The sequence below is a fragment of the uncultured Aquabacterium sp. genome (genome assembly GCF_947366995.1).
In the GTDB taxonomy this organism is placed as follows: domain Bacteria; phylum Pseudomonadota; class Gammaproteobacteria; order Burkholderiales; family Burkholderiaceae_C; genus Aquabacterium.
Genome location: NZ_CANBCC010000024.1, coordinates 29,851 through 49,044, shown reverse-complemented (window position 1 = coordinate 49,044; position 19,194 = coordinate 29,851). Strand labels below are relative to the sequence as shown.

Sequence of the window (19,194 nt, the reverse complement as noted above, 5' to 3'; positions counted from 1 at the left end):
ATACCCTGGCTCTCACGCAATCGCATGCGGGTGTCCGTGTCAGGCAGCGGCAAGTCCGGCACGCTCCACCCCTCGGCCGCCAGGGCGTCGAGCACGTCGATCAGCGGTTCCAGCACAAAGGCGCGCGCCATCATGCGGGGGTGCGGCAAGGTCAGGGTCGGGGTACACCGCACCGCATCGCCATACCAGAGCAGATCGAGGTCGAGCGTGCGAGGAGCGTGGCGGTAAGGACGCTCGCGGTCGTGCGCGGTCTCCAGCGTCAGCAAGGCGGCCAGCAGTTCCTGCGGCCCCAGCGCCGAGGACAGCACGGCCACGGCGTTGATGAAGTCGGGGCCGGTGGCGTCCACAGGCGCGGTCTCGTACAAGGACGAGACGCGGACCACAGCCGTGCCCGGCAAGCCATTCAGATCCTTGAGCGCACGGGCCAGCCGCGCGCGCATGTCACCCAGGTTGCCACCCATGCCCACCAGCGCGAGGTGCCGAGGCACCCGACTCAAAGCCAAGGTTTCCGGGGCGACCGGGAGTGTCACTCGCTGGCTCCGTCCTGCGGCGTACGGTCACCCGCGGGCTTGCGCCGGCGACGACGGCGCTTGCGCGGGGCATCGCCGCCGCCCACCTCGCCACCGCCCTCCCCGCCGGTGTCCGGCGCGCTCGCGCGGGTCTGGCGACGCTGCACTTCCTGCTGGCGGGCTTCGTCGAGCAGGCGGCGGCGTTCGTGGTCGTCGGCCAGCGAGAAATCTTCCCACCAGGTGGCCAGCTCCATGTCGAGCTCGCCAGCCTGCGCGCGCAGACGCAGGAAGTCGAAACCGGCACGGAAGCGTGGCTGCTCGACCAGCGTGAGCGGGCCATTGCCGACGCGGCGCTCGAAGCGCGGCTGCATGGTCCAGATCTCGCGCATGTCGGCGGCCAGCTTGCCACGACCGGAGATGTCGCCAATGCGGGCGTTGAAGACGGCGTCGGTGGCCGACTGCAGCGCCGGGAACGGCGGCTCGCCCTGCGCCTGGTTGCGCTTCCAGTGCTCGAGCACGTCGTGCCACAGCAGGCAGGCCAGCAGGAAGCTGGGCGCCACCGGCTTGCCCTCGCCGACGCGGCGGTCGGTGTCGTTGAGCGCCAGTTGCACGAAGTGATCGCGCCCCGGATGGCGGCGAGCTTCGTCGAACACGGCGTCGAGCACGGGGAACACGCCGCGGTCCAGGCCCTGCTTGCGCAGCTCGTTGAGCGACGCGGTGGCGTGGCCGGTCTGCAGCAGCTTGATCATCTCGTCGAACAGGCGCGACTGCGGCACGTTGGCCAGCAGGTCGGCCATCGCCTGGATGGGCTCGCGGGTGCGCGGCTCGATCTCGAAGCCGAGCTTGGCGGCGAAACGCACCACGCGGATGATGCGCACCGGGTCTTCGCGGTAACGCACTTCCGGCACACCGATCATGCGCAGCACGCGCTTCTTGGCGTCCTTGATGCCGCCGTGGTAATCGACCACCACGCCGGTGCGCGGGTCGTAGTACATGGCGTTGATGGTGAAGTCGCGGCGGGCGGCGTCCTGGTCCTGCGGGCCCCAGACGTTGTCGCGCAGCACGCGGCCACTGGCGTCCACCACCAGCGACTTGTCAGCCAGTTCCTTCTTGGAGGTCTTCTCGTTGCCCTCGACCTGCTCGGCGGCGGTGGCGTCCATGTAGGCGCGGAAGGTCGAGACCTCGATCACCTCGTGCTCGCGGCCTCGGCCGTACACCACGTGCACGATGCGGAAGCGGCGGCCGATGATGAAGGCGCGACGGAACAGGGCCTTGACCTGCTCGGGCGTGGCGTTGGTGGCCACGTCGAAATCCTTGGGGCGCATGCCCAGGATGAGGTCGCGCACGGCGCCGCCGACGATGTAGGCCTCGTAACCGGCGTCCTGCAGGGTCTCGACCACCCGGCGGGCGCGTTCGTCGACCAGCTCGGGGTCGATGCCGTGCTCGCTCGCGGGCACGTCCACACGCTTGCCCACCGGAATGCGCGGGGGCTTGGCGGCCTTCGCCGTCTTCGCGGCCGGCGCGGCACTGCGCTGGCGCGGGGGTTTCTTACCCAGGATCTTGTCTATCAGGCTCTTGATCATGCGAACAGTCGAAGGATGCGCCAGCCGCGTTCACGGGCCACGGTCTCCAGCGCGGGGCTGGGATTGGTGGCCACAGGGTCGTTGGCGCGCTCCAGCAAAGGCAGGTCGTTGGGGGAATCGCTGTAGAAGCTGACGCGTCCGAAGTCGCTCAGCTGTCGTCCCTTCTCGGACAACCATTGTTCCACACGTGTGATCTTGCCTTCACGGAAGGAAGGCACGCCGTCAATCCGCCCCGTCACGCGGCCCTCGGCATCGCGCTCCAGGCGCACGGCCAGCAGGTCGTCGACGTTGAACGCGTCGGCAATCGGGCGGGTGACGAATTCGTTGGTGGCGGTGACGATGGCCAGCAGGTCGCCCTGCGCGCGGTGGCGCTCGACCAGCTCGACGGCCTGCGGGTGGATGGCCGGCAGGATCACCTCTTCCATGAAGGTCTGCTGCAGGGCGGCCTGGGCCTCGGCATCGAGCTCGCGCCAGATGCTGGTGGTGAAGGCGATGTAGTCGTCGAGCACCAGCGTGCCGTTGCAGTACTGCTCGTAGAAGGTGTTGTTGCGGGCGCGGTAGGTCACGCCATCGGCCAGCTCGTGGCGGATGAGGAACTCCCCGAACTCGTGGTCGGAGTCCAGCGGCAGCAGCGTGTGGTCGAGGTCGAAAAGGGCAAGGTTCATGGGTTCTCCACGGCCAGCATCTGCTTGAGCAGGGGCACGGTGATCAGGCGGTGTTCGGCCAGCGCATAGCGGTCGAGGCGGTCCAGCAGCGTCATCAGGAAACCCAGATCGCGGCTGTAGCGGGTCAGCAGGTAGGAGACGATGTCGTCGCCCAGCGCCATGCCGCGGCGCGCGGCCTCGCGCTGCAGGGCGTCGCGCACACCGGCTTCGTCGAGCGGGCTCAGCGCAAAGATGAGGCCCCATCCCAGGCGGGTGCGCAGGTCGTCGCGCACGGGCAGGTCGACCGGGGGCACGTTGCCCGCGGCCATGATGAAAAGCGGGCCGGCCTCGGTCGGGTTCGAGGGGCTGGCCGACTCGATGAAGAGGTTGAAGGCGAGATGCTGATGGTCGGCGTCGAGCTGGTCGCACTCGTCGATCAGGGCCAGCGTGGGCGACATCGGGTCGGCCGCGTCCCACATCTGGCAGGTCTGCGCGTTGAGCCACACGACGCCGAATCCCTTGCCGAGCGCGTGCTCGACCATGGCGCGCATCAGGTGCGTCTTGCCCGAGCCCGCGGCGCCCCACAGGTAGGCAGGCGAGACCGGCCCGCTGACGGCTGGCCAGGCACGCAGCCAGGCCAGCAGGTCGGCATTGGGCCCGTCGACGAAATCGTCGAGGGTCTGGACGACAGCGGGCCCCAGATCCAGCGGAATCTGGCGCATGGGCTGCACACCCGAAGAACGACTCAGCAGCGAGTCCAGGTGACTCATGTTGACAGCAGACAGACCAGATCCATGCGGATCAATCGGCCCGGTACAGGCGCGATGCCTGCCAGGCCACGAAGGCACGACGACCCAGCACCATTGCCAGCGCGGACACGGGCAAGGCGATCAGCAGGCCCCAGAAGCCCATCCACTGACCGAACAGCATCAACGCGAAGATGACACCCAAGGGATGCAGGCCGATGCGCTCGCCCACCAGCCGGGGCGTGAGGAAGAAGCTCTCGACGACCTGACCCAGGCCGTAGACCACGCCCACGCCAAGCAGGGGCCACAGCACACCCTGCTCGCCGTTGCCGAACTGCAGCAGACCGGCCAGCACGGCCAGCACCATGCCAAGGCCGAAACCCAGATAGGGAATGCAGACGGCGAGGCCGGTGAAGACGCCGATCGGCAGGGCCAGGCTGAAGCCGAACAGCGACAGCCCGACGCTGTAATAGACCGCCAGGACGCCCATGACGATGAGCTGCCCTCGCAGGTACTGACCGAACAGCTCATCGCATTCCGCCATCACGGCATGGCCCGGCTCACGCCAGTGCGGTGGCACCAGAGAGGCCCACTGGCGGCCCAACCGATCCCAATCGAGCAGCCAGTAGAACGCAAGCATCGGCACGAGCAGCGCCATGCCCGCCACCGACATCAGGCCGCCCCCGCCGGCCAGCACCGACTTCCAGATGGCGCCGCCCCATTGCGAGACGTGGTCCTGCATGAAACCAACCATCCAGGTCTTCAGTTCTTCGGCGGTGGCCGGCACGCTGAGCCCGAACTGGCTCAGCCACGGCACGACGCGCCCCCACACGCCCACCAGCAGGTCGGGCAACTGTTCGCGGAGCATCGGGGTCAGCTTGGACACGATGGGCACGAGCAGCACGAACACCGTGGCAGCCACGAGCAGCACCGCCAGCAGACACAGGCCGATGGCGAGGGCGCGGGGCACGCGCCAGTGTTGCAACCGCAACACGGCGGGCTGCAACACATAGGCCAGCACCAAGCTGAGCACGAACGGCGCGAGGATCGCGGCGTGCCACCACAGCAGCACCACCGCCACCACCGCGGCGATCACCCAGGGAAGGCGGCGCGAAGACAAGAGAGAAGCAGGCATGTGCGGCCCATTCTATCGGCCGCTGGCCCGCCAACCCGTTGGGCGTGCCTCAGTTCTGGCCACCGTAGACCGCGCGGCGTGCCGCTTCCAGCGCCTGCTCGAGGCGCGCCTGACTGCGGTCGGTCGGGGGCCGCGCCTGCCAGTCCGCGACGATGGCAGCCTCGCGGCGTTTGTATTCGGCGAGCAGGGCCGCCTCGCGCGCCTGCTGCTCCTTGTCGGGCAAGGGCGCAGCCGCTTCGAGCGCCGCCCGGGCCGCGTCCAGACGCACCTGCCGCCGGGCCTCGTCCGGCTCGAGATCGGCCAGCAAGGCTGTGCTGAGCATCAAGGCTTCGCCCATGGTGGACTCACCCTGACGCAGGCGCTCCGGAACCTGTTCGAGCAAGCGCTGGCCCAGTTGACGCCGCAACGCCGTGTCCGGCTGGTCCTGCATGGCCTGCCACTGCTCGAAGCCGCGCTGAAAACGCAGATAGGCCACCACGCGCTGCAACTCGGCCTGGGGATTGGCCGACTGCGCCATGGCGTCTTTCAGGGCGGCCCACTCGGACGGGTTGAAGTCGGCAGGGCGTCCGTCGGCGTCGACCTCGGGTGGGGACAGCAGGGCAACGGGCGGCGGCGTGGGCGTGAGGGCCTGCGGCGCCAGTCCCTCGCGGCTGGGCGGCGCCGGTGCAACAGGCCCCTCCTGGCGCCCCGACAGGACGAGCCCCGTCACCAGCGCGACGAGCAGCACGCCAGCAATGAGGCGCACCCAGGCGCGTCGCCAGATCGGAGGCTTGTCGTAAGTGATCATGGGCGAGCGGGGCGAAGCCCGACAACGTGACGGATGACACGCGATTGTGCGATGCACCGGGCGCGTGCGCGAGCCGGGACAACCCGCCGCCCCCTGATGCCGGGGCGCAGGGGCGCAGGGGCGTCAGCCCGCGAGCCCCAGCCACTACACTGGCGCCCTGTTGCCAACGTCTCGTTCCGGAATGAACCTCGCCAGCCTCGATCCCAGCCTGCTCTGTGCCTTGGGCGCAGTCATCGCCTACCTGATCGGCTCCCTTTCCTTTGCCGTCATCGTCAGCCGCCTCTTCGGGCTGGCCGACCCCCGCACCTACGGCTCGGGCAACCCCGGCGCCACCAATGTGCTGCGCTCGGGCAACAAGGGCGCCGCCATCCTGACACTGCTGTTCGACGCGCTGAAGGGCTATGTGCCTGTGGCGGTCGCCTACCAGCTGGGCCTGTCGGAACTCGTCGTCACCGTGGTCGGCCTGGGTGCGTTCATCGGGCACCTCTGGCCGGTGTTCTTCCGCTTCGAGGGCGGCAAGGGTGTGGCCACGGCCGCAGGCGTGCTGCTGGGGTTCGCCCCGGCCCTGGGCGGCCTGGTGTTGCTGGTCTGGGTGGCGGTGGCGGCGGTGTTCCGTTACTCGTCACTGGCCGCGCTGGTGGCAGCGGTCTCGGCGCCCGCCATCCAGGTGTGGGGATGGGGTCAAGGCCCCATGACGGCCGGCGTCATCCTGATGAGCGCCCTGCTGATCTGGCGGCATGCGGCCAACATTCGCAAGCTGCTCAACGGTCAGGAAAGCAAACTCGGGCAGAAGGCCGCGCCGCCCAAGGCCTGATCGTCACAGCCACCCATGCCTCCCACCCCGTCAGCATCCCCCGAACCGACCCACGGCAGCCTGGGACGTCGGGGCTGGGTGAGCCTCATCGTGGTGCTGGCTTCGGTCACGGCCCTGTCGCAGGGCTGGTCGTGGTGGCGTGAACGGGGCATCGTGCGCACGGTCAAAGCCGAGGCCGCCGCCGGGGACATCGAGATGTTCACCACCCTCACCTGCCCTTACTGCGCCCAGGCCCGCTACTGGCTGGATCGCCACGCGGTACCCTGGCAGGAGTGCAATGTCGACACATCGGCCACCTGTCGAGACCGCTTCGAGGCCAAAGGGGCGCCGGGCGTCCCGCTGATGCATGTGCGGGGGGAATGGCAACTGGGTTTCGACGCCAGCCGGCTGGCGCGCACCCTCTCCGCCACACCGCGACCGTCCGCCTCCACGGCATCTGCCGCTCGCTGACGCGGGCAGTCAGGCCAGACCCAGACGGGCCAGATCGCCTCGGCCCTCGCGCAGCACTTCGGGTGTGCCGCTGGTGAGGTCGATGACGGTGGTGGGGGCCAGCGGACACGCCCCCGCATCCACCACTGCCTGAATCCGCTTTTCCAGTGCCGCACGAATCTCCTGCGCGTCGTTCAACGCGTCTTCGTGATCCGGCAGGATCAGCGTGGTGGCAAGCAGCGGCTGACCGAGGATTTCCAGCAGCGCCTGGGTGGTGGCGTGCTCGGGCACGCGCAGGCCGATGGTGCGCCGGGAGGGGTGCGAGACCCGACGGGGCACTTCCTTGGTGGCCTCCAGGATGAAGGTGTAGGGGCCAGGGGTGCCGAGTTTGAGCAGGCGATACTGGGTGTTGTCGACCCGGGCATAGCTGGCCAGCTCGGAGAGGTCGCGGCACAGCAGCGTCAGGTGATGCCGCTCGTCCACGCCCCGGATGCGCCGCAGCTGGTCGACCGCGGACTTGTCATCCAGGTGACAGACCAGCGCGTAGCTGGAGTCGGTGGGCAGCGCGACGACACCGCCCTTGTGCAGGATGTCGGCCGCCTGCTTGAGCAGACGGGCTTGTGGGTGTTCCGGATGAACTTCGAAGTATTGGGCCATGAGCCCGATAGCCTACCGCGTTTGCGCCTCGGCGCGGCGGCGGCACCCTGTCAGGCGCGCAGGATACGGTGGGAGAGCGCCTCCCAGATCGGGGTGACGGAGCCCGGCAGCGCAGGCAAGGTGCCGAGATCGGTGTGGCTTTCGGTGGGGTCGTGGAAGTCGGAGCCCCGCGATGCCAGCAGGTCGAACTCCCGGGCGACTTCGGCGTAGCGTTGGTACTCGGCTGGTGTGTGGCTGCCGGTGACGACCTCCACACCGATGCCGCCATGCGATTTGAATTCGACGAAGAGCGCGTACTCTTCGTTGGGCGTGAAGTCATAGCGCGCGGGGTGCGCCACCACGGCGGCACCGCCGGCTTCCACGATCCAGCGCACAGCATCGCCCAGCTTCGCCCAGCGGTGTGGCACGAAACCGGGTTTGCCTTCGGTCAGATAGCGTCGAAAGACCTCATGGGGATCCGCGCAGATGCCGATCTCGACGAGATAGCGGGCAAAGTGGGTTCGGCTGATGAGATCCGGGTTGCCGACGTACTTCAGCGCGCCTTCAAATGCGTTGGGGATGCCCACACGGGCAAGGTCATCGGCCATGTCGCGGGCGCGGCGCTCGCGCCCTCCGCGCGTGGCGGCCAGCCCCCCCACCAGTGCCGGATGGTCGGGATCGAAACCGAGCCCGACGATGTGCACCGTCTTGTCCGCGAACGTCACCGAGATCTCGGTGCCCGGCAGGTAGTCCATGCCCAGGGCGTGGGCCGCATCACGTGCGCGGTGCTGGCCGCCCACCTCGTCGTGGTCCGTCAGGGACCAGAGCTCGACGCCGTTCCGGTGGGCACGCTCGGCCACCGCCTCGGGCGGCAGCGTGCCGTCGGACACATTGGAGTGACAGTGCAGATCGGCGTTCATGAGGTGCAAGGCGGACATCTTGGTCACATCGTAGCAAGCATGGCCACGCGGCCCTGGCGACCCGGGCGATTAACCCCAACGCGGAGACGACCGGCCCCACGCCTGCAGGCAGGCCAGTGTCAGTTCGCGCACCAGCTGGTCGTTCACGGGCTGGCGGTAGCGGATCTTGATGTGACGCATGCCCTTGCCGGCGCCATCCAGCTCAGGGAATTCGCTGACGAGTTGCACGCCGTTGAAGATCTGCAGGTGGGCGTGCATCTTGTAGAGCACGATGGCCATCACGTTGTCGCCATCGTTCATGAAGCACAGGTTGCCCCACTTCACTTCCGGCCGCAGCAGCGGGGCGGCCGACACGATGGCCTTGTGCATGGCCTGGGCGGTGTCGCGCTGCTCAGGACGCAGGCTGTCGTAGAACGCGTTGATCAACGCAGGAGACTGAAGCGGTCGGCGCATGGGGGAAAAGGCCCAGGAAGAGTGGTACTGCAGGAACGTCACCACGCGACCGCCGGCTCCCTGAAGCGCGGACGCTTCCCGTGCGGGCACATGGACCCGGGACCACCCACTGCCTGTTCTTGTCTGCCGACGCGGTCAACAACGCAGTCCCGGTTGCGACCTGGTACGTCTCGGTGTCGGTCCAGGTCGGCCCGGGATTGTAACGTTCCGTTAAGAACACTCAACGCCTGGACGGGTGGATCCCCCCTCTTTATCGGCGCCGCAGGTTCAGGTCTTAGGCAGGGTCACCCCACGTTGCCCCTGGTACTTGCCACCTCGGTCACGGTAACTTGTCTCGCAGACCTCGTCGCTCTCGAAAAAGAGAACCTGGGCACAGCCCTCGCCAGCGTAAATCTTGGCGGGCAGCGGCGTGGTGTTGCTGAATTCAAGCGTGACGTAGCCCTCCCACTCGGGCTCGAAGGGCGTGACGTTCACGATGATGCCGCAGCGGGCGTAGGTGCTTTTGCCCAGGCAGATGGTCAGCACGTTGCGCGGAATGCGGAAGTACTCGACCGTGCGGGCCAGCGCGAAGCTGTTGGGCGGGATGATGCAGACGTCGCTGTTGATGTCGACAAAGCTTTTCTCGTCGAAGTTCTTCGGGTCGACCACCGTGGAGTGGATGTTGGTGAAGACCTTGAACTCAGGGGCGCAGCGGATGTCGTAGCCGTAGCTCGACGTGCCGTAGCTCACGATCTTCTGACCCGTGGCCGACTGGCGGATCTGCCCTGGCTCGAAGGGCTCGATCATGCCGTGCTCTTCAGCCATGCGGCGAATCCAGCGGTCTGACTTGATGCTCATGGATGCAATGCTCCTGTTCTGACAGGTGTGATTGTCTCCGATGACGCTGCCCTTCCGCAGGTGGGCCCGCGCACCCGGGCGGTGCGGCCGCTTGGCATGCATCTCGCTTCCAGGGCGTGCAACACAACAGTGCATCCAAGATGGTGCACACGCTGCTGAGGACTCCATGTCAGATTACAAGGCCTTTCTCAGGTCGGGCCACGTGCCGACCCTGCTCGCATCTTTCCTGTACTTCGATTTCACGTTCGCCATCTGGGTGCTCAACGGTGCGATGGCGCCGTTCATCAGCGAGACGTTCTCGCTGAGCCCGGCCGAGAAGGGCTTCATGATCTCGGTGCCCATCCTGGCGGGGGCACTGATGCGCTTTCCGCTCGGTCTGCTGTCGCAGTACATCGGTCGCAAGAGCGCGGCCATGGTCGAGATGGCGCTCATCATGCTCGCACTCGCCTACGGCTACTTCTTCGTGGACAGCCACAGTGAGGTGATCGCCATGGGTGTGCTGCTCGGCATCGCGGGCGGCAGTTTCGGCATCGCGCTCTCACTGGGATCGGGCTGGTTCCCGCCGCGCTACAAGGGGCTGGCCATGGGCATTGCGGGAGCGGGCAACAGCGGCACGGTGCTCGCGGTGCTCTTTGCCCCACCGCTGGCGGCCCGGTTCGGGTGGCAGGCGGTGTATGGCCTGGCGGCCTTCACGATGCTGCTGCCGATGGCGGTGATGGCGGTCTGCGCGAAGGAGCCGCCGGACCGCGAACACCAGACGCTGCGCGAGCACACCGCCTGCCTGTTCGAGAAGGATGGCTGGGCCTTCAGCCTGATCTACGTCATCACCTTCGGCGGGTTCATCGGCCTGGCGAACTTCCTGCCCACCTACTTCTACGACCAATTCCACGTCACCAAGGTGGAGGCCGGCCAGCTCACCATGCTGGCAACGTTGATGGGCTCGGCCACCCGGGTCGTGGGCGGCTGGCTGTCGGACCGCTGGGGCGGCATCAACACGCTGACGGCCGTGCTGGTGTTCGTGGTCTGCACGCTGGTGGTGTGCGGCACGATGGGGCAGCAGCTGGCGCCCACCACCCTGCTCTTCATGCTGTGCTTTGCCGCGCTCGGCGCAGGCAATGGCGCCCTCTTCCAGCTGGTGCCGCTGCGCTGGCCGGTCACCACGGCGGTGGCGGGCTCGATGATCGGTGAGCTGGGGGCGCTTGGCGGCGGCTTCATCCCGAACGCGATGGGGTTGTCGAAGCAGCATCTGGGCACGTACTTCTATGGCTTCCTGGCTTTCGCACTGCTGGGTGTGGCCGTGCTGCTGATGATGCGGGTGATGCAGGTTCGCTGGACGCGCACCTGGGCTGAGAAAGGGGGCCGCGCGCGCTCGACTGGCAGCACGGCGGCGGCCTTCAACAGCCCGCGTGCACGTCGGACCGCGCGATGAGCCGGTTCAGCGCGGCAGAAAGAGGGCCCAGTACAGCAGCAGCACGTTGAACAGGGCCGAGCAGGCAAAGGCAATGCGCCAGGCCATGACAGGGTCACGCGCCATCATCGGTGAGGCGAGCGGTGCGTTGATCGGCCGGGACGCGCCGCGCTCGAGGGCGAGCACCAGTTCTTCCGCGGTCTCGAAGCGCTGCCGCGCATCCAGCGCAATGGCTTTCAGCACGATGTGGTCGAGCCAGATGGGAACATCGGGCCTGAATCGCGAGGGGGCGATGGGATCACGCCGGTATCGGGCCAGCTGGTAGGGCTCGACATCGCCGTAGGGCAGCCGACCGGTCAGCCAGAGATAGAGCGAGACGCCCAGCGCAAAGAGGTCGCTCTGTGGGGAAGCGGCCGCCGCGACCGGGTCATCCCCCCACTGCTCGGGGTTCATGAAGCTCGGCGTGCCGGCATGCAGCACCCGCAGTGCCTCGGGCTCCTTGCCAGACAATGCCGCGCCCAGGTCCAGAATGCGCCACTGGCCGTCGTGTCCGCGATGCAGGTTTTCTGGCTTGATGTCGCGGTGGATCACACCATGCTGGTGCAGATGCCCCAGCGCACGCGCAAGCATGGTGACCCCGGCGACGACTTCCGCGATGGGAAACGGCGTGCGGTCGCTCAGCAACTGAGCGAGGCTCTCGCCTTCAAGCCAGTCTGACAGGGTGTAGAAGAAGCTGGGATCGACCGGCTCGGTCACATGAAGCAGCCCACGCGCGCCGCGCTCGGACACGCGTGCGCCCAGCCATGCCTCGTGGGCAAGCATGGCGCGCTCTTCGGGATCACTGGCTCGGGCTTCATGCAGGGTCTTGAGGGCGTGGAGGTGGCCTGTTGCCAGATTGCGCACCCGATAGACCCGATGCACGCCGTTGTTGAAGATGCTGGCCTCGACCCGCAGCCCGTCGATGAGCTCTCCCTCCTGCAGCCGGGACGGGACGGGAAGCTGTCGGCCTCGTCGGCGCATGTCGTCGAGCGACGCCACGTCGAGCCCGTTGATGCGCACGACCAGCGCCGTGGCGTTGTCCTGACTGCCTGCGGTCAGCGCGCGGGCGACCAGCAACTCGCTTGCTTCCTGGGCTGTGCCAGCGGCAGCGAGCTCGTGCAGCACCCGCGGCTTGAGCACGCCGTGCACGCCGTCGCTGGTCAGCACGAAGGTGTCTCCGATCTGCAGCTCGCCTTCCTGGTAATCGACACGCAAGCCCTCGTCCAGTCCGACCGCGCGTGTCAGCCCATTCTGGAAGGCCCGCTGGCCCAGCGTGTGGTCCTGCGTCAGCTGGACGCAGTCATTTCCGCGAAGCAGGTAAGCACGGCTGTCGCCGACGTGGGCCAGCGTGTAGCCATGAGCGCGCAGCACCAGCGCCGTGAGCGTGCACATCGCGGCCTGACCGGTGCCTTCACCGCGGTCCGCGGTTCCTGCGCCCTGACGGCGCCGGTTTTGGGCGACAAGCCATGCGTTCTGCGCCGCAATCAGCCTGTCGAGGGCGACGGTGGTGTCCCATGTCGGCGGCGTGGCGTACCAGTCACGCAGCAAACTCATCACGGTGCTCTGCGCCGCCTCGCGGCCCAGCCCGCCCTCCGAGACGCCGTCGGCCAGGGCTGCGACCACGCCCCAGCTGATCTCGTGGGGTGCCGGGCGGCTGGCCCCCGCGAAGTCCTCCAGCTCGGATCTCGGCCCACGGCCGCTCGCATACCCGATCTCGACATCAAAACTCATTGCCTGTCTCAGTTCTTGTTGGATTCGAACCCACGGCACCCGATTGGTGCCCTGCCCTGCTCGGGGCAAGAGCAATGCAAGTTTCCCGCCCAGTCACGGTGCATGCGGGCGGAACGCGCTGCGGTCGGCCTGGAACCGGCGTGGTGCACAGGGTCGCAAGCCGGTGGCCCCGTACTTGCATGACCAGGTGCATAACGATTCTGAAATCCCGCTGACGGAGCGCGCGCATGGCCAAGCTGAAATTGGTGATGGTCGGCAACGGCATGGCCGGTGTCCGCACCCTCGAAGAACTGTTGAAGGTGGCGCCGGACCTGTACGAGATCACGGTGTTCGGTGCGGAGCCACATCCGAACTACAACCGGATTCTCCTGTCGCCGGTGCTGGCAGGCGAGCAGACGCTCGACGAAATCATCCTCAACCCGCTGAGCTGGTATGCCGACCACGGCATCACCCTGCATCTGAACCGCCGGGTGGTCGAGGTGGACCGCAGACGCCGGGTGGTGGTGGCCGACGACGGCACCGAAGCGCCCTACGACCGGCTGCTGCTGGCCACGGGCTCGAGCCCCTTCATCCTGCCCGTGCCCGGCAAGGAACTGGACGGCGTGATCGCCTACCGTGACATAGCCGACACGAACCGGATGATCGATGCCGCCCGCACCCATCGGCATGCGGTGGTGATCGGTGGCGGCCTGCTGGGTCTGGAAGCCGCCAACGGCCTGATGCTGCGCGGCATGACGGTGACAGTGGTGCACATTGCGCCCTGGCTGATGGAGCGGCAACTGGACCAGGTGGCGGCCACGATGCTGCAACGCTCGCTGGAGGCGCGCGGCCTGCACTTCCGCATTGGCGCGCAGACCGAGGCGCTGCTGGGCGGCGGCGGCGACGGCGGCGTGAAAGCCGTGCGCTTCAAGGATGGCACCGAAGTGCAGGCAGACCTCGTCGTGATGGCGGCCGGCATCCGCCCGAACACCGAGCTGGCGCGACGCATCGGCCTGCTGTGCGACCACGATGGACGCGGCGGGATCTCGGTGAGCGACACGATGCAGACACTGACCGACCCGCGCATCTACGCAGTGGGCGAGTGCGCTTCCCATCGGGGTGTGGCGTACGGGCTGGTGGCGCCCTTGTTCGAGCAGGGGCGCGTGTGCGCCACGCATCTGGCGCAGTTCGGCATTGGCCGCTACGGTGGTTCGCAGACGTCCACCAAGCTCAAAGTCACGGGCATCGACCTGTTCTCGGCAGGGCAGTTCATGGGCGGTGACGGCACGGAGGAGATCGTACTGACCGACCCGTTCAGTGGTGTCTACAAGAAGCTGGTGCTCAAGAACGACAGGCTGGTGGGCGCGTGCCTGTACGGCGACACCGCCGATGGCAGCTGGTACTTCCGACTGATTCGGGAAGGCGCGAATGTGGCGCACCTGCGCGCACAGTTGATGTTTGGCGAGCCTGCAGAGGCCCAGGAAGCGATGGGCGAGCCGGCGAACGACATGGGCGCCGCGCCCGAGCGCCTGGCTGCCTGAACGCCGCGGCGCGTGCCGCCCGCCGCAGCCCCGCCTGCGTTTGTCCCCCGACACGACACCACTCCAAAGCAGGGTGGTGCCCGCTGAGACCTGGTTTTCTTCTAGCCACCATGAGCCCCTCTGCCCCGCCCGACATCCAGACCCGCACCACATGCCCTTACTGCGGCACCGGCTGCGGGGTGATCGTCTCAACCCGCGAGGGCCGCATCGTCGACGTGCAGGGCGACCCCCGGCACCCGGCCAATTCAGGCCGCCTGTGCACCAAGGGCAGCACACTGCACCTGACCGCCGCCGAGCACGTGACCCGTCAGGCGCGGCTGCTGACACCCATGGCCCGGGCGCAGCGCGGCGGTGCACCGCAAGCCATTGGCTGGGAAGCGGCACTGGAGCAGGCCGCAGACCGCTTTGCGCAAGCGATCCGCGAGCATGGCCCGCAGGCGGTCGGCTTCTATGGCTCGGGCCAGTTGCTGACCGAGGACTATTACGTGCTCAACAAGCTGGTGAAGGGGCTGATCGGCACGAACAACCTCGACACCAATTCGCGCCTGTGCATGAGCAGCGCCGTGGCCGGCTACAAGGCCACGCTGGGCGCAGATGCGCCGCCGGCCTGTTATGACGACGTCCGGCATGCCCAGACGCTGTTCATCGTGGGTGCCAACACGGCCTGGGCGCACCCCATTCTGTTCCGGCGCATCGAAGACGCGCGCAAGGCGAATCCGGCGCTGAAGCTCATCGTGGCCGACCCGCGCCGCACCGAAACCGCCGAGATGGCCGACCTGTTCCTGCCCATCCAGCCGGGTACGGATGTGGCCTTGTTCCACGGCATGCTGAACGTGTTGCTGCAGGAAGGCCTGGTCGACAAGGGTTTCATCGACGCCCACACCGACGGGTTCGATGCGCTGTGCGCGGCGGCCCGGGGGTGCTCGCCCGCCGCGGCGGCGGCCCTCTGCGGCATCCCGCTGGACGATCTGCTGCAGGCGGCCCGCTGGTTCGGGGGCCACACACCGACGCTGTCGCTCTACTGCCAGGGGTTGAACCAGAGCACCCGAGGAACAGACAAGAACGCGGCGCTGATCAACCTGCATCTGGCCACCGGGCAGATCGGCAAGCCGGGCGCGGGGCCTTTCTCGCTGACCGGTCAGCCCAATGCCATGGGGGGCCGGGAGGTGGGCGGCATGGCGAACCTGCTGAGCGCCCACCGCGATCTGGGCAACGCCCGCCACCGCGAGGAGGTGGCCGCGCTGTGGGGCGTCGACAGGGTGCCCGAGCAGCCGGGCCTCACGGCGGTTGACATGTTTGAAGCCGCGGCACGCGGTGAGATCAAGGCGCTGTGGATTGCGTGCACGAACCCGGCCCACTCGATGCCGGACCAGGCCACGGTGCGCCGCGCGCTGGAACGCGTCGATTTCGTGGTCGTGCAGGAAGCCTTTGCCACCACGGCCACCTGCGCTCATGCGGACCTGCTCTTGCCGGCCACCACCTGGGGAGAAAAGGATGGCACGGTGACCAACAGCGAACGCCGCATCAGCCGGGTGCGGCCTGCCGTCCCCCCGGCCGGGGAGGCGCGTCACGACTGGTTCATCTTCACGGACTTCGGCCGCAGGCTGGAAGCACGGCTGCCGGAACGCACTGCCCGTTACCGTCCCGGCACGCGCACGCTCTTTCCTTACACCACGCCCGAATCGGTGTGGGTGGAGCACCGAGCCTCCACACGCGGGCGTGACCTCGACATCACGGGGCTGAGTTACCACCTGCTGGAGACACAAGGCCCTCAGCAATGGCCGATGCCGGACGGTGCGACGCAGGGTGCCGAGCGGCTGTATGCCGACGGCGTGTTCCCGACGACCAATGGCCGCGCGCGCTTTGCCGCGGTGGCCTATGCGCCCGTGGCTGAACCCTGCGATGCCGATTACCCCTTCAGCCTGAACACCGGACGGCTGCGCGACCAATGGCACGGCATGAGCCGCACGGGCACGCTCGGCCGACTGTTTGGCCACGTCAGTGAACCGGCCGTCGAAATGCACCGGGACGACATGCGGCGCCTGGGGCTGGCGGAGGGCGACCTGGTGCAGGTGCGCTCGCGGCGGGGTGCCCTCGTCATCCCGGCGCAGGCGTCGGACGCGATCGCGCCGAGCCAGGCCTACATCGCCATGCACTGGGGCCCGGAATACCTGGGCGGCAAGGCGGAAACAGGCGCCACGGTGGCCGGCGTGAACAGCCTGACCCAACCGCTTGGATGCCCGACCTCACGCCAACCCGAGTTGAAGCACGCGGCTGTGCACTTGGCGCCCGTCACCCTGCCATGGCGGGTGCTGGGCCTGGCCTGGTTGCCCGCCGAGCAGGCGCTGGCAGTTCGCGAGGCGCTCAAGCCCCTGATGGGTGCCTTCGCATTCAGCAGTTGTGTGCCCTTTGGGCGCGAGGGTGCGGACGGGGCGCATGAGGTGGGGGTGCTGTTCCGGGCCGCGGCCGCCCAGCCAGCGGATGTCGCCGTGCTGACGGCGTTGCGCGGCCTGCTGAAGCTGGACGGCGACGATGTGATGCGACTGGACGATGCCCACGGTGGGCAGCATCGCGCCATGCGCCTGCGCCCCGAGGCGGACGGCCTGCGCCTGATCGGCTGCCTGCTGGCCGGTGACACCCGCTCGGAGGCCTGGCTGAGGCCGCTCCTGCAGGACGGGCTGGTGGCCGATGCGTATGGCCGGTCCCTGCTGGCGCCGGGCAGCACGCCACCGGTGGCCATGGCGGCCCGAGGCAAGCAGGTGTGCACCTGCTTCAATGTGAGCGAATCGGCCATCACCACGGCGCTGAGCCAATGCCCGGGCAGCGACGACGAACGCCTGGCGCGGCTGCAGGGCGAGCTGAAGTGCGGCACCAACTGTGGCTCGTGCATCCCCGCCCTGCGCAAGCTGGTGAAGCTGCACCCGGTGCCGGAGACCCAGAGCTGAACAGGCCAGATCCCGTCGCCCGATAATGCGAGCCCGGGCGGATCGATCCGCCCCCTCACGATCGGACCCCCATGAGCATTGCCCCCTACATCAAGGTGATTGGCCGCGGCAAGGACGGCGCCCGCCCCCTGAGCGCCGAGCAGGCCGACGACCTGCTGAGCCAGGTGCTGGACGACCAGGTGACCGACCTGGAGATCGGCGCCTTCTGCCTGGCCATGCGCATCAAGGGTGAAACGCCCGAAGAGCTGGACGGCTTCGTGCAGGCCACGCTGCGCCGATGCGTGCCCCTGACTGCAGCTTCGGCGCGCGTGCCGGGCAGCCGGGGCACGGTGGTGCTGCCCTCGTACAACGGCGCGCGCAAGCTGCCGAACTTCACGCCGTTGCTGGCCGCATTGCTCGCGCGCCGGGGCGTGGCCGTGCTGGTACACGGCCCGGCAGCCGACCCAACCCGCGTGACCACGGCCGAGGTCTGGCGCACGCTGGGGTGGGCCCGAGCGCAGAACGAAGACGCGCTGGCCGCAGCATGGGCGGCTGCGCAGCCCGCGTTCATCGACACCGAGACGCTGTGCCCTGCCCTTGCGAAGCTGCTGGCCGTGCGCTGGACCATCGGCCTGCGCAACCCGGGCCACACCGTGGCGAAGCTGCTGGATCCGTTCGCGGCATCGGGCCGGCCGGCCATGCGGGTGGTCAACCACACGCACCCGGAGTACGCGCACTCGCTGACGGGCTACCTGCAGCGCGTGCGTGCCAACGCCTTGCTGATGCGTGGCACCGAGGGCGAACCGGTGGCCGACGCGCGCCGGCAGCCGCGCTTCGAGGTGTTCCTGGAGGGCGAGCGCGACGAGGCGCTGTCCCGGTCGCCGCAGGAGGGCGTGCTGTCGGCCCTGCCCGAGTTGCCCGAGGGCTACGCCGCCGATGTGACCGCGGCCCACATCGACGCGATGCTGGCCGGCCGCGTGGCCGTGCCGGATGCCATCACCGCGCAGGTTGACTGTCTGGTCGCGGCCCTCGCCCGGCAGACAGAACGCTGAACGGGATCAGGCCTTGCGCGCCGTGCCGCCCAGCCGGCCGAGCATCAGCACCGCCACGACCACAACGGCCGTCCCGGCCAGCAGCCGGGTCGAGATGGGCTCGTTCAGCCAGATGGACGCCATCCAGATGGTCGACAGCGGGCCCACCATGCCGATCTGCGACGCGGTCGACGCGCCCAGCAGCGCCACCCCGCGCATCACGAACCACATGGGCAGCACGGTGCACGCGGTGGCGTTCAGCAGCGACATGGTGTAGACCTCGAGCGGCAGGCCTTGCAGCGAGCCCATGGCCCCGCCGCTGCCCAGCCACACCACCGCCCATTGCACCAGTGTGACCACACAGGCCACGGATGACGCCAGGCCGATGAGGCGCGCAGAGCCGACCCGTGCGACCAGCCGGCCACTGCCGATCAGGTACAGCGCATACGCCGTGGCACTGAGGAACACCAGCACGCTCCCGATGGCGACCGCATGCCCCGGCGACACACCGCCAGCCGACGCGGCAGCCATGTGGGCCACATCCAGATCGTGTCCCCACACCAGCATGACCCCCGCGTAGGCCAGCGCCATGGCGACCACCTGGGCGACGCTGACCCGCTGACGGAACCACAGCGCCGACAGCAGCAGCACGATGGCCGGGTTGAGATAGAGGATGGCGCGCTCGAGCGCGGCGCTGATGTACTGCAGGCCGAGAAAATCGAAGGTGCTGGCCAGGTAATAGCCGCAGAAGCCGAGGCCCGCGATCTGCCAGCGCTCACGGCGGCTGAGGGGCACGCGCGGGGCGGCGCCCTGCCCTGAGCGCCCCGTCCACCACGCGATGACCAGGAAGAGCGGCAGGGCCATGGCCATGCGCAGGCCGATCACCGCGAAGGCATCGGCGCCCGTCCGGTACATGAGCTTGGCGAGGATGGCTTTTCCGGAAAACGCGACGGCCCCAGCCAGCGCAAAGGCCAGGCCTTGCAGGCGGCGCGAGTCGGAAGGGAAAATGGATCTGGCAGGCGGGTGCATCCCGGCACCTTAGCCGATC

The 19,194-nt window shown here is 68.2% G+C and carries 17 protein-coding genes and 1 pseudogene; 6 read left to right on the top strand and 12 right to left on the bottom strand.

Going from position 1 to position 19,194, the window contains the following annotated elements:
* From folK to Q0Z44_RS08720, 6 genes are all read right to left on the bottom strand, one after another.
* Positions 1-530: 2-amino-4-hydroxy-6-hydroxymethyldihydropteridine diphosphokinase (gene folK, locus Q0Z44_RS08745; protein ID WP_366517592.1), on the bottom strand; the 530-nt coding region annotated here is incomplete at its 3' end.
* Positions 527-2,092 carry a polynucleotide adenylyltransferase PcnB gene (gene pcnB / locus Q0Z44_RS08740; RefSeq protein ID WP_298011800.1) on the bottom strand — a complete coding sequence of 522 codons (1,566 nt, stop codon included), beginning with the start codon at positions 2,090-2,092 and terminating at the stop codon, positions 527-529. The genes folK and pcnB, both read right to left, overlap by 4 nt.
* Positions 2,089-2,757 (bottom strand): HAD family hydrolase, encoded by a 669-nt coding sequence (locus Q0Z44_RS08735; RefSeq protein WP_109036712.1) that lies wholly within the window; start codon positions 2,755-2,757, stop codon positions 2,089-2,091. The genes pcnB and Q0Z44_RS08735 overlap by 4 nt, the downstream gene beginning before the upstream one ends.
* On the bottom strand, positions 2,754-3,506 hold the full coding sequence (locus Q0Z44_RS08730) for a DnaA regulatory inactivator Hda (RefSeq protein WP_298011799.1): 753 nt from the start codon (positions 3,504-3,506) through the stop codon (positions 2,754-2,756). The genes Q0Z44_RS08735 and Q0Z44_RS08730 overlap by 4 nt, the downstream gene beginning before the upstream one ends.
* A gap of 31 nt (positions 3,507-3,537) precedes the next feature.
* A complete protein-coding gene (locus Q0Z44_RS08725) occupies positions 3,538-4,617 on the bottom strand; it encodes an AI-2E family transporter (protein WP_298011798.1) in 1,080 nt (359 codons plus the stop codon).
* A gap of 49 nt (positions 4,618-4,666) precedes the next feature.
* Positions 4,667-5,404, bottom strand: a complete 738-nt coding sequence (locus Q0Z44_RS08720; RefSeq protein ID WP_298011797.1) for a hypothetical protein — start codon at positions 5,402-5,404, stop codon at positions 4,667-4,669.
* Between the two features lie 181 nt (positions 5,405-5,585).
* Between Q0Z44_RS08720 and plsY the strand changes: the two genes are divergently transcribed.
* Positions 5,586-6,218 (top strand): glycerol-3-phosphate 1-O-acyltransferase PlsY, encoded by a 633-nt coding sequence (plsY, locus tag Q0Z44_RS08715; RefSeq protein WP_298011796.1) that lies wholly within the window; start codon positions 5,586-5,588, stop codon positions 6,216-6,218.
* A gap of 15 nt (positions 6,219-6,233) precedes the next feature.
* Positions 6,234-6,668, top strand: a complete 435-nt coding sequence (locus Q0Z44_RS08710) for a glutaredoxin family protein (RefSeq protein ID WP_298011795.1) — start codon at positions 6,234-6,236, stop codon at positions 6,666-6,668.
* Positions 6,669-6,677: 9 nt separating this feature from the next.
* Here the strand turns inward: Q0Z44_RS08710 and Q0Z44_RS08705 are convergent, their stop codons facing one another.
* From Q0Z44_RS08705 to dcd, 4 genes are all read right to left on the bottom strand, one after another.
* Positions 6,678-7,304: an L-threonylcarbamoyladenylate synthase gene (locus Q0Z44_RS08705; protein ID WP_109036717.1), complete on the bottom strand. Its 627-nt coding sequence runs from the start codon at positions 7,302-7,304 to the stop codon at positions 6,678-6,680.
* Positions 7,305-7,354: 50 nt separating this feature from the next.
* Positions 7,355-8,221 carry a 3',5'-nucleoside bisphosphate phosphatase gene (locus tag Q0Z44_RS08700; RefSeq protein ID WP_298011794.1) on the bottom strand — a complete coding sequence of 289 codons (867 nt, stop codon included), beginning with the start codon at positions 8,219-8,221 and terminating at the stop codon, positions 7,355-7,357.
* A gap of 51 nt (positions 8,222-8,272) precedes the next feature.
* Positions 8,273-8,656, bottom strand: coding sequence for an iron chaperone (locus tag Q0Z44_RS08695; protein ID WP_109036719.1), 384 nt, complete (start codon positions 8,654-8,656; stop codon positions 8,273-8,275).
* Between the two features lie 267 nt (positions 8,657-8,923).
* Positions 8,924-9,493 (bottom strand): dCTP deaminase, encoded by a 570-nt coding sequence (gene dcd, locus Q0Z44_RS08690; RefSeq protein ID WP_109036720.1) that lies wholly within the window; start codon positions 9,491-9,493, stop codon positions 8,924-8,926.
* A gap of 166 nt (positions 9,494-9,659) precedes the next feature.
* Here dcd and Q0Z44_RS08685 point away from each other — a divergent pair, with 166 nt between their 5' ends.
* Positions 9,660-10,922 (top strand): MFS transporter, encoded by a 1,263-nt coding sequence (locus tag Q0Z44_RS08685; protein ID WP_298011792.1) that lies wholly within the window; start codon positions 9,660-9,662, stop codon positions 10,920-10,922.
* 6 nt (positions 10,923-10,928) lie between these two features.
* Here the strand turns inward: Q0Z44_RS08685 and Q0Z44_RS08680 are convergent, their stop codons facing one another.
* A complete protein-coding gene (locus Q0Z44_RS08680) occupies positions 10,929-12,671 on the bottom strand; it encodes a bifunctional protein-serine/threonine kinase/phosphatase (RefSeq protein WP_298011791.1) in 1,743 nt (580 codons plus the stop codon).
* Positions 12,672-12,898: 227 nt separating this feature from the next.
* On the opposite strand from Q0Z44_RS08680, the pseudogene Q0Z44_RS08675 reads away from it, so the two are divergent.
* From Q0Z44_RS08675 to ybiB, 3 genes and pseudogenes are all read left to right on the top strand, one after another.
* Positions 12,899-14,116, top strand: a pseudogene (locus tag Q0Z44_RS08675) (FAD-dependent oxidoreductase); the annotation flags it as partial.
* Positions 14,117-14,301: 185 nt separating this feature from the next.
* Positions 14,302-17,136: a nitrate reductase gene (locus Q0Z44_RS08670; RefSeq protein WP_298011789.1), complete on the top strand. Its 2,835-nt coding sequence runs from the start codon at positions 14,302-14,304 to the stop codon at positions 17,134-17,136.
* A gap of 71 nt (positions 17,137-17,207) precedes the next feature.
* A complete protein-coding gene (ybiB, locus tag Q0Z44_RS08665) occupies positions 17,208-18,167 on the top strand; it encodes a DNA-binding protein YbiB (RefSeq protein WP_298011787.1) in 960 nt (319 codons plus the stop codon).
* Positions 18,168-18,173: 6 nt separating this feature from the next.
* On the opposite strand, the gene Q0Z44_RS08660 is transcribed toward ybiB, so the two are convergent.
* Entirely contained in the window at positions 18,174-19,175 is a 1,002-nt protein-coding gene (locus Q0Z44_RS08660; RefSeq protein ID WP_298011786.1) for a DMT family transporter, read from the bottom strand.
* Positions 19,176-19,194 lie beyond the last annotated feature (19 nt).

Excerpts from the sequence above, each read along its gene's own strand:
- Q0Z44_RS08700 (WP_298011794.1), bottom strand. The coding sequence starts at position 8,221 with ATGTCCGCCTTGCACCTCATGAACGCCGATCTGCACTGTCACTCCAAT.
- Q0Z44_RS08695 (WP_109036719.1), bottom strand. The coding sequence starts at position 8,656 with ATGCGCCGACCGCTTCAGTCTCCTGCGTTGATCAACGCGTTCTACGAC.
- Q0Z44_RS08670 (WP_298011789.1), top strand. The coding sequence starts at position 14,302 with ATGAGCCCCTCTGCCCCGCCCGACATCCAGACCCGCACCACATGCCCT.
- pcnB (WP_298011800.1), bottom strand. The coding sequence starts at position 2,092 with ATGATCAAGAGCCTGATAGACAAGATCCTGGGTAAGAAACCCCCGCGC.
- Q0Z44_RS08720 (WP_298011797.1), bottom strand. The coding sequence starts at position 5,404 with ATGATCACTTACGACAAGCCTCCGATCTGGCGACGCGCCTGGGTGCGC.
- Q0Z44_RS08725 (WP_298011798.1), bottom strand. The coding sequence starts at position 4,617 with ATGCCTGCTTCTCTCTTGTCTTCGCGCCGCCTTCCCTGGGTGATCGCC.
- Q0Z44_RS08685 (WP_298011792.1), top strand. The coding sequence starts at position 9,660 with ATGTCAGATTACAAGGCCTTTCTCAGGTCGGGCCACGTGCCGACCCTG.
- Q0Z44_RS08680 (WP_298011791.1), bottom strand. The coding sequence starts at position 12,671 with ATGAGTTTTGATGTCGAGATCGGGTATGCGAGCGGCCGTGGGCCGAGA.
- Q0Z44_RS08730 (WP_298011799.1), bottom strand. The coding sequence starts at position 3,506 with ATGAGTCACCTGGACTCGCTGCTGAGTCGTTCTTCGGGTGTGCAGCCC.
- Q0Z44_RS08710 (WP_298011795.1), top strand. The coding sequence starts at position 6,234 with ATGCCTCCCACCCCGTCAGCATCCCCCGAACCGACCCACGGCAGCCTG.
- Q0Z44_RS08660 (WP_298011786.1), bottom strand. The coding sequence starts at position 19,175 with ATGCACCCGCCTGCCAGATCCATTTTCCCTTCCGACTCGCGCCGCCTG.
- ybiB (WP_298011787.1), top strand. The coding sequence starts at position 17,208 with ATGAGCATTGCCCCCTACATCAAGGTGATTGGCCGCGGCAAGGACGGC.
- Q0Z44_RS08735 (WP_109036712.1), bottom strand. The coding sequence starts at position 2,757 with ATGAACCTTGCCCTTTTCGACCTCGACCACACGCTGCTGCCGCTGGAC.
- plsY (WP_298011796.1), top strand. The coding sequence starts at position 5,586 with ATGAACCTCGCCAGCCTCGATCCCAGCCTGCTCTGTGCCTTGGGCGCA.
- dcd (WP_109036720.1), bottom strand. The coding sequence starts at position 9,493 with ATGAGCATCAAGTCAGACCGCTGGATTCGCCGCATGGCTGAAGAGCAC.
- Q0Z44_RS08705 (WP_109036717.1), bottom strand. The coding sequence starts at position 7,304 with ATGGCCCAATACTTCGAAGTTCATCCGGAACACCCACAAGCCCGTCTG.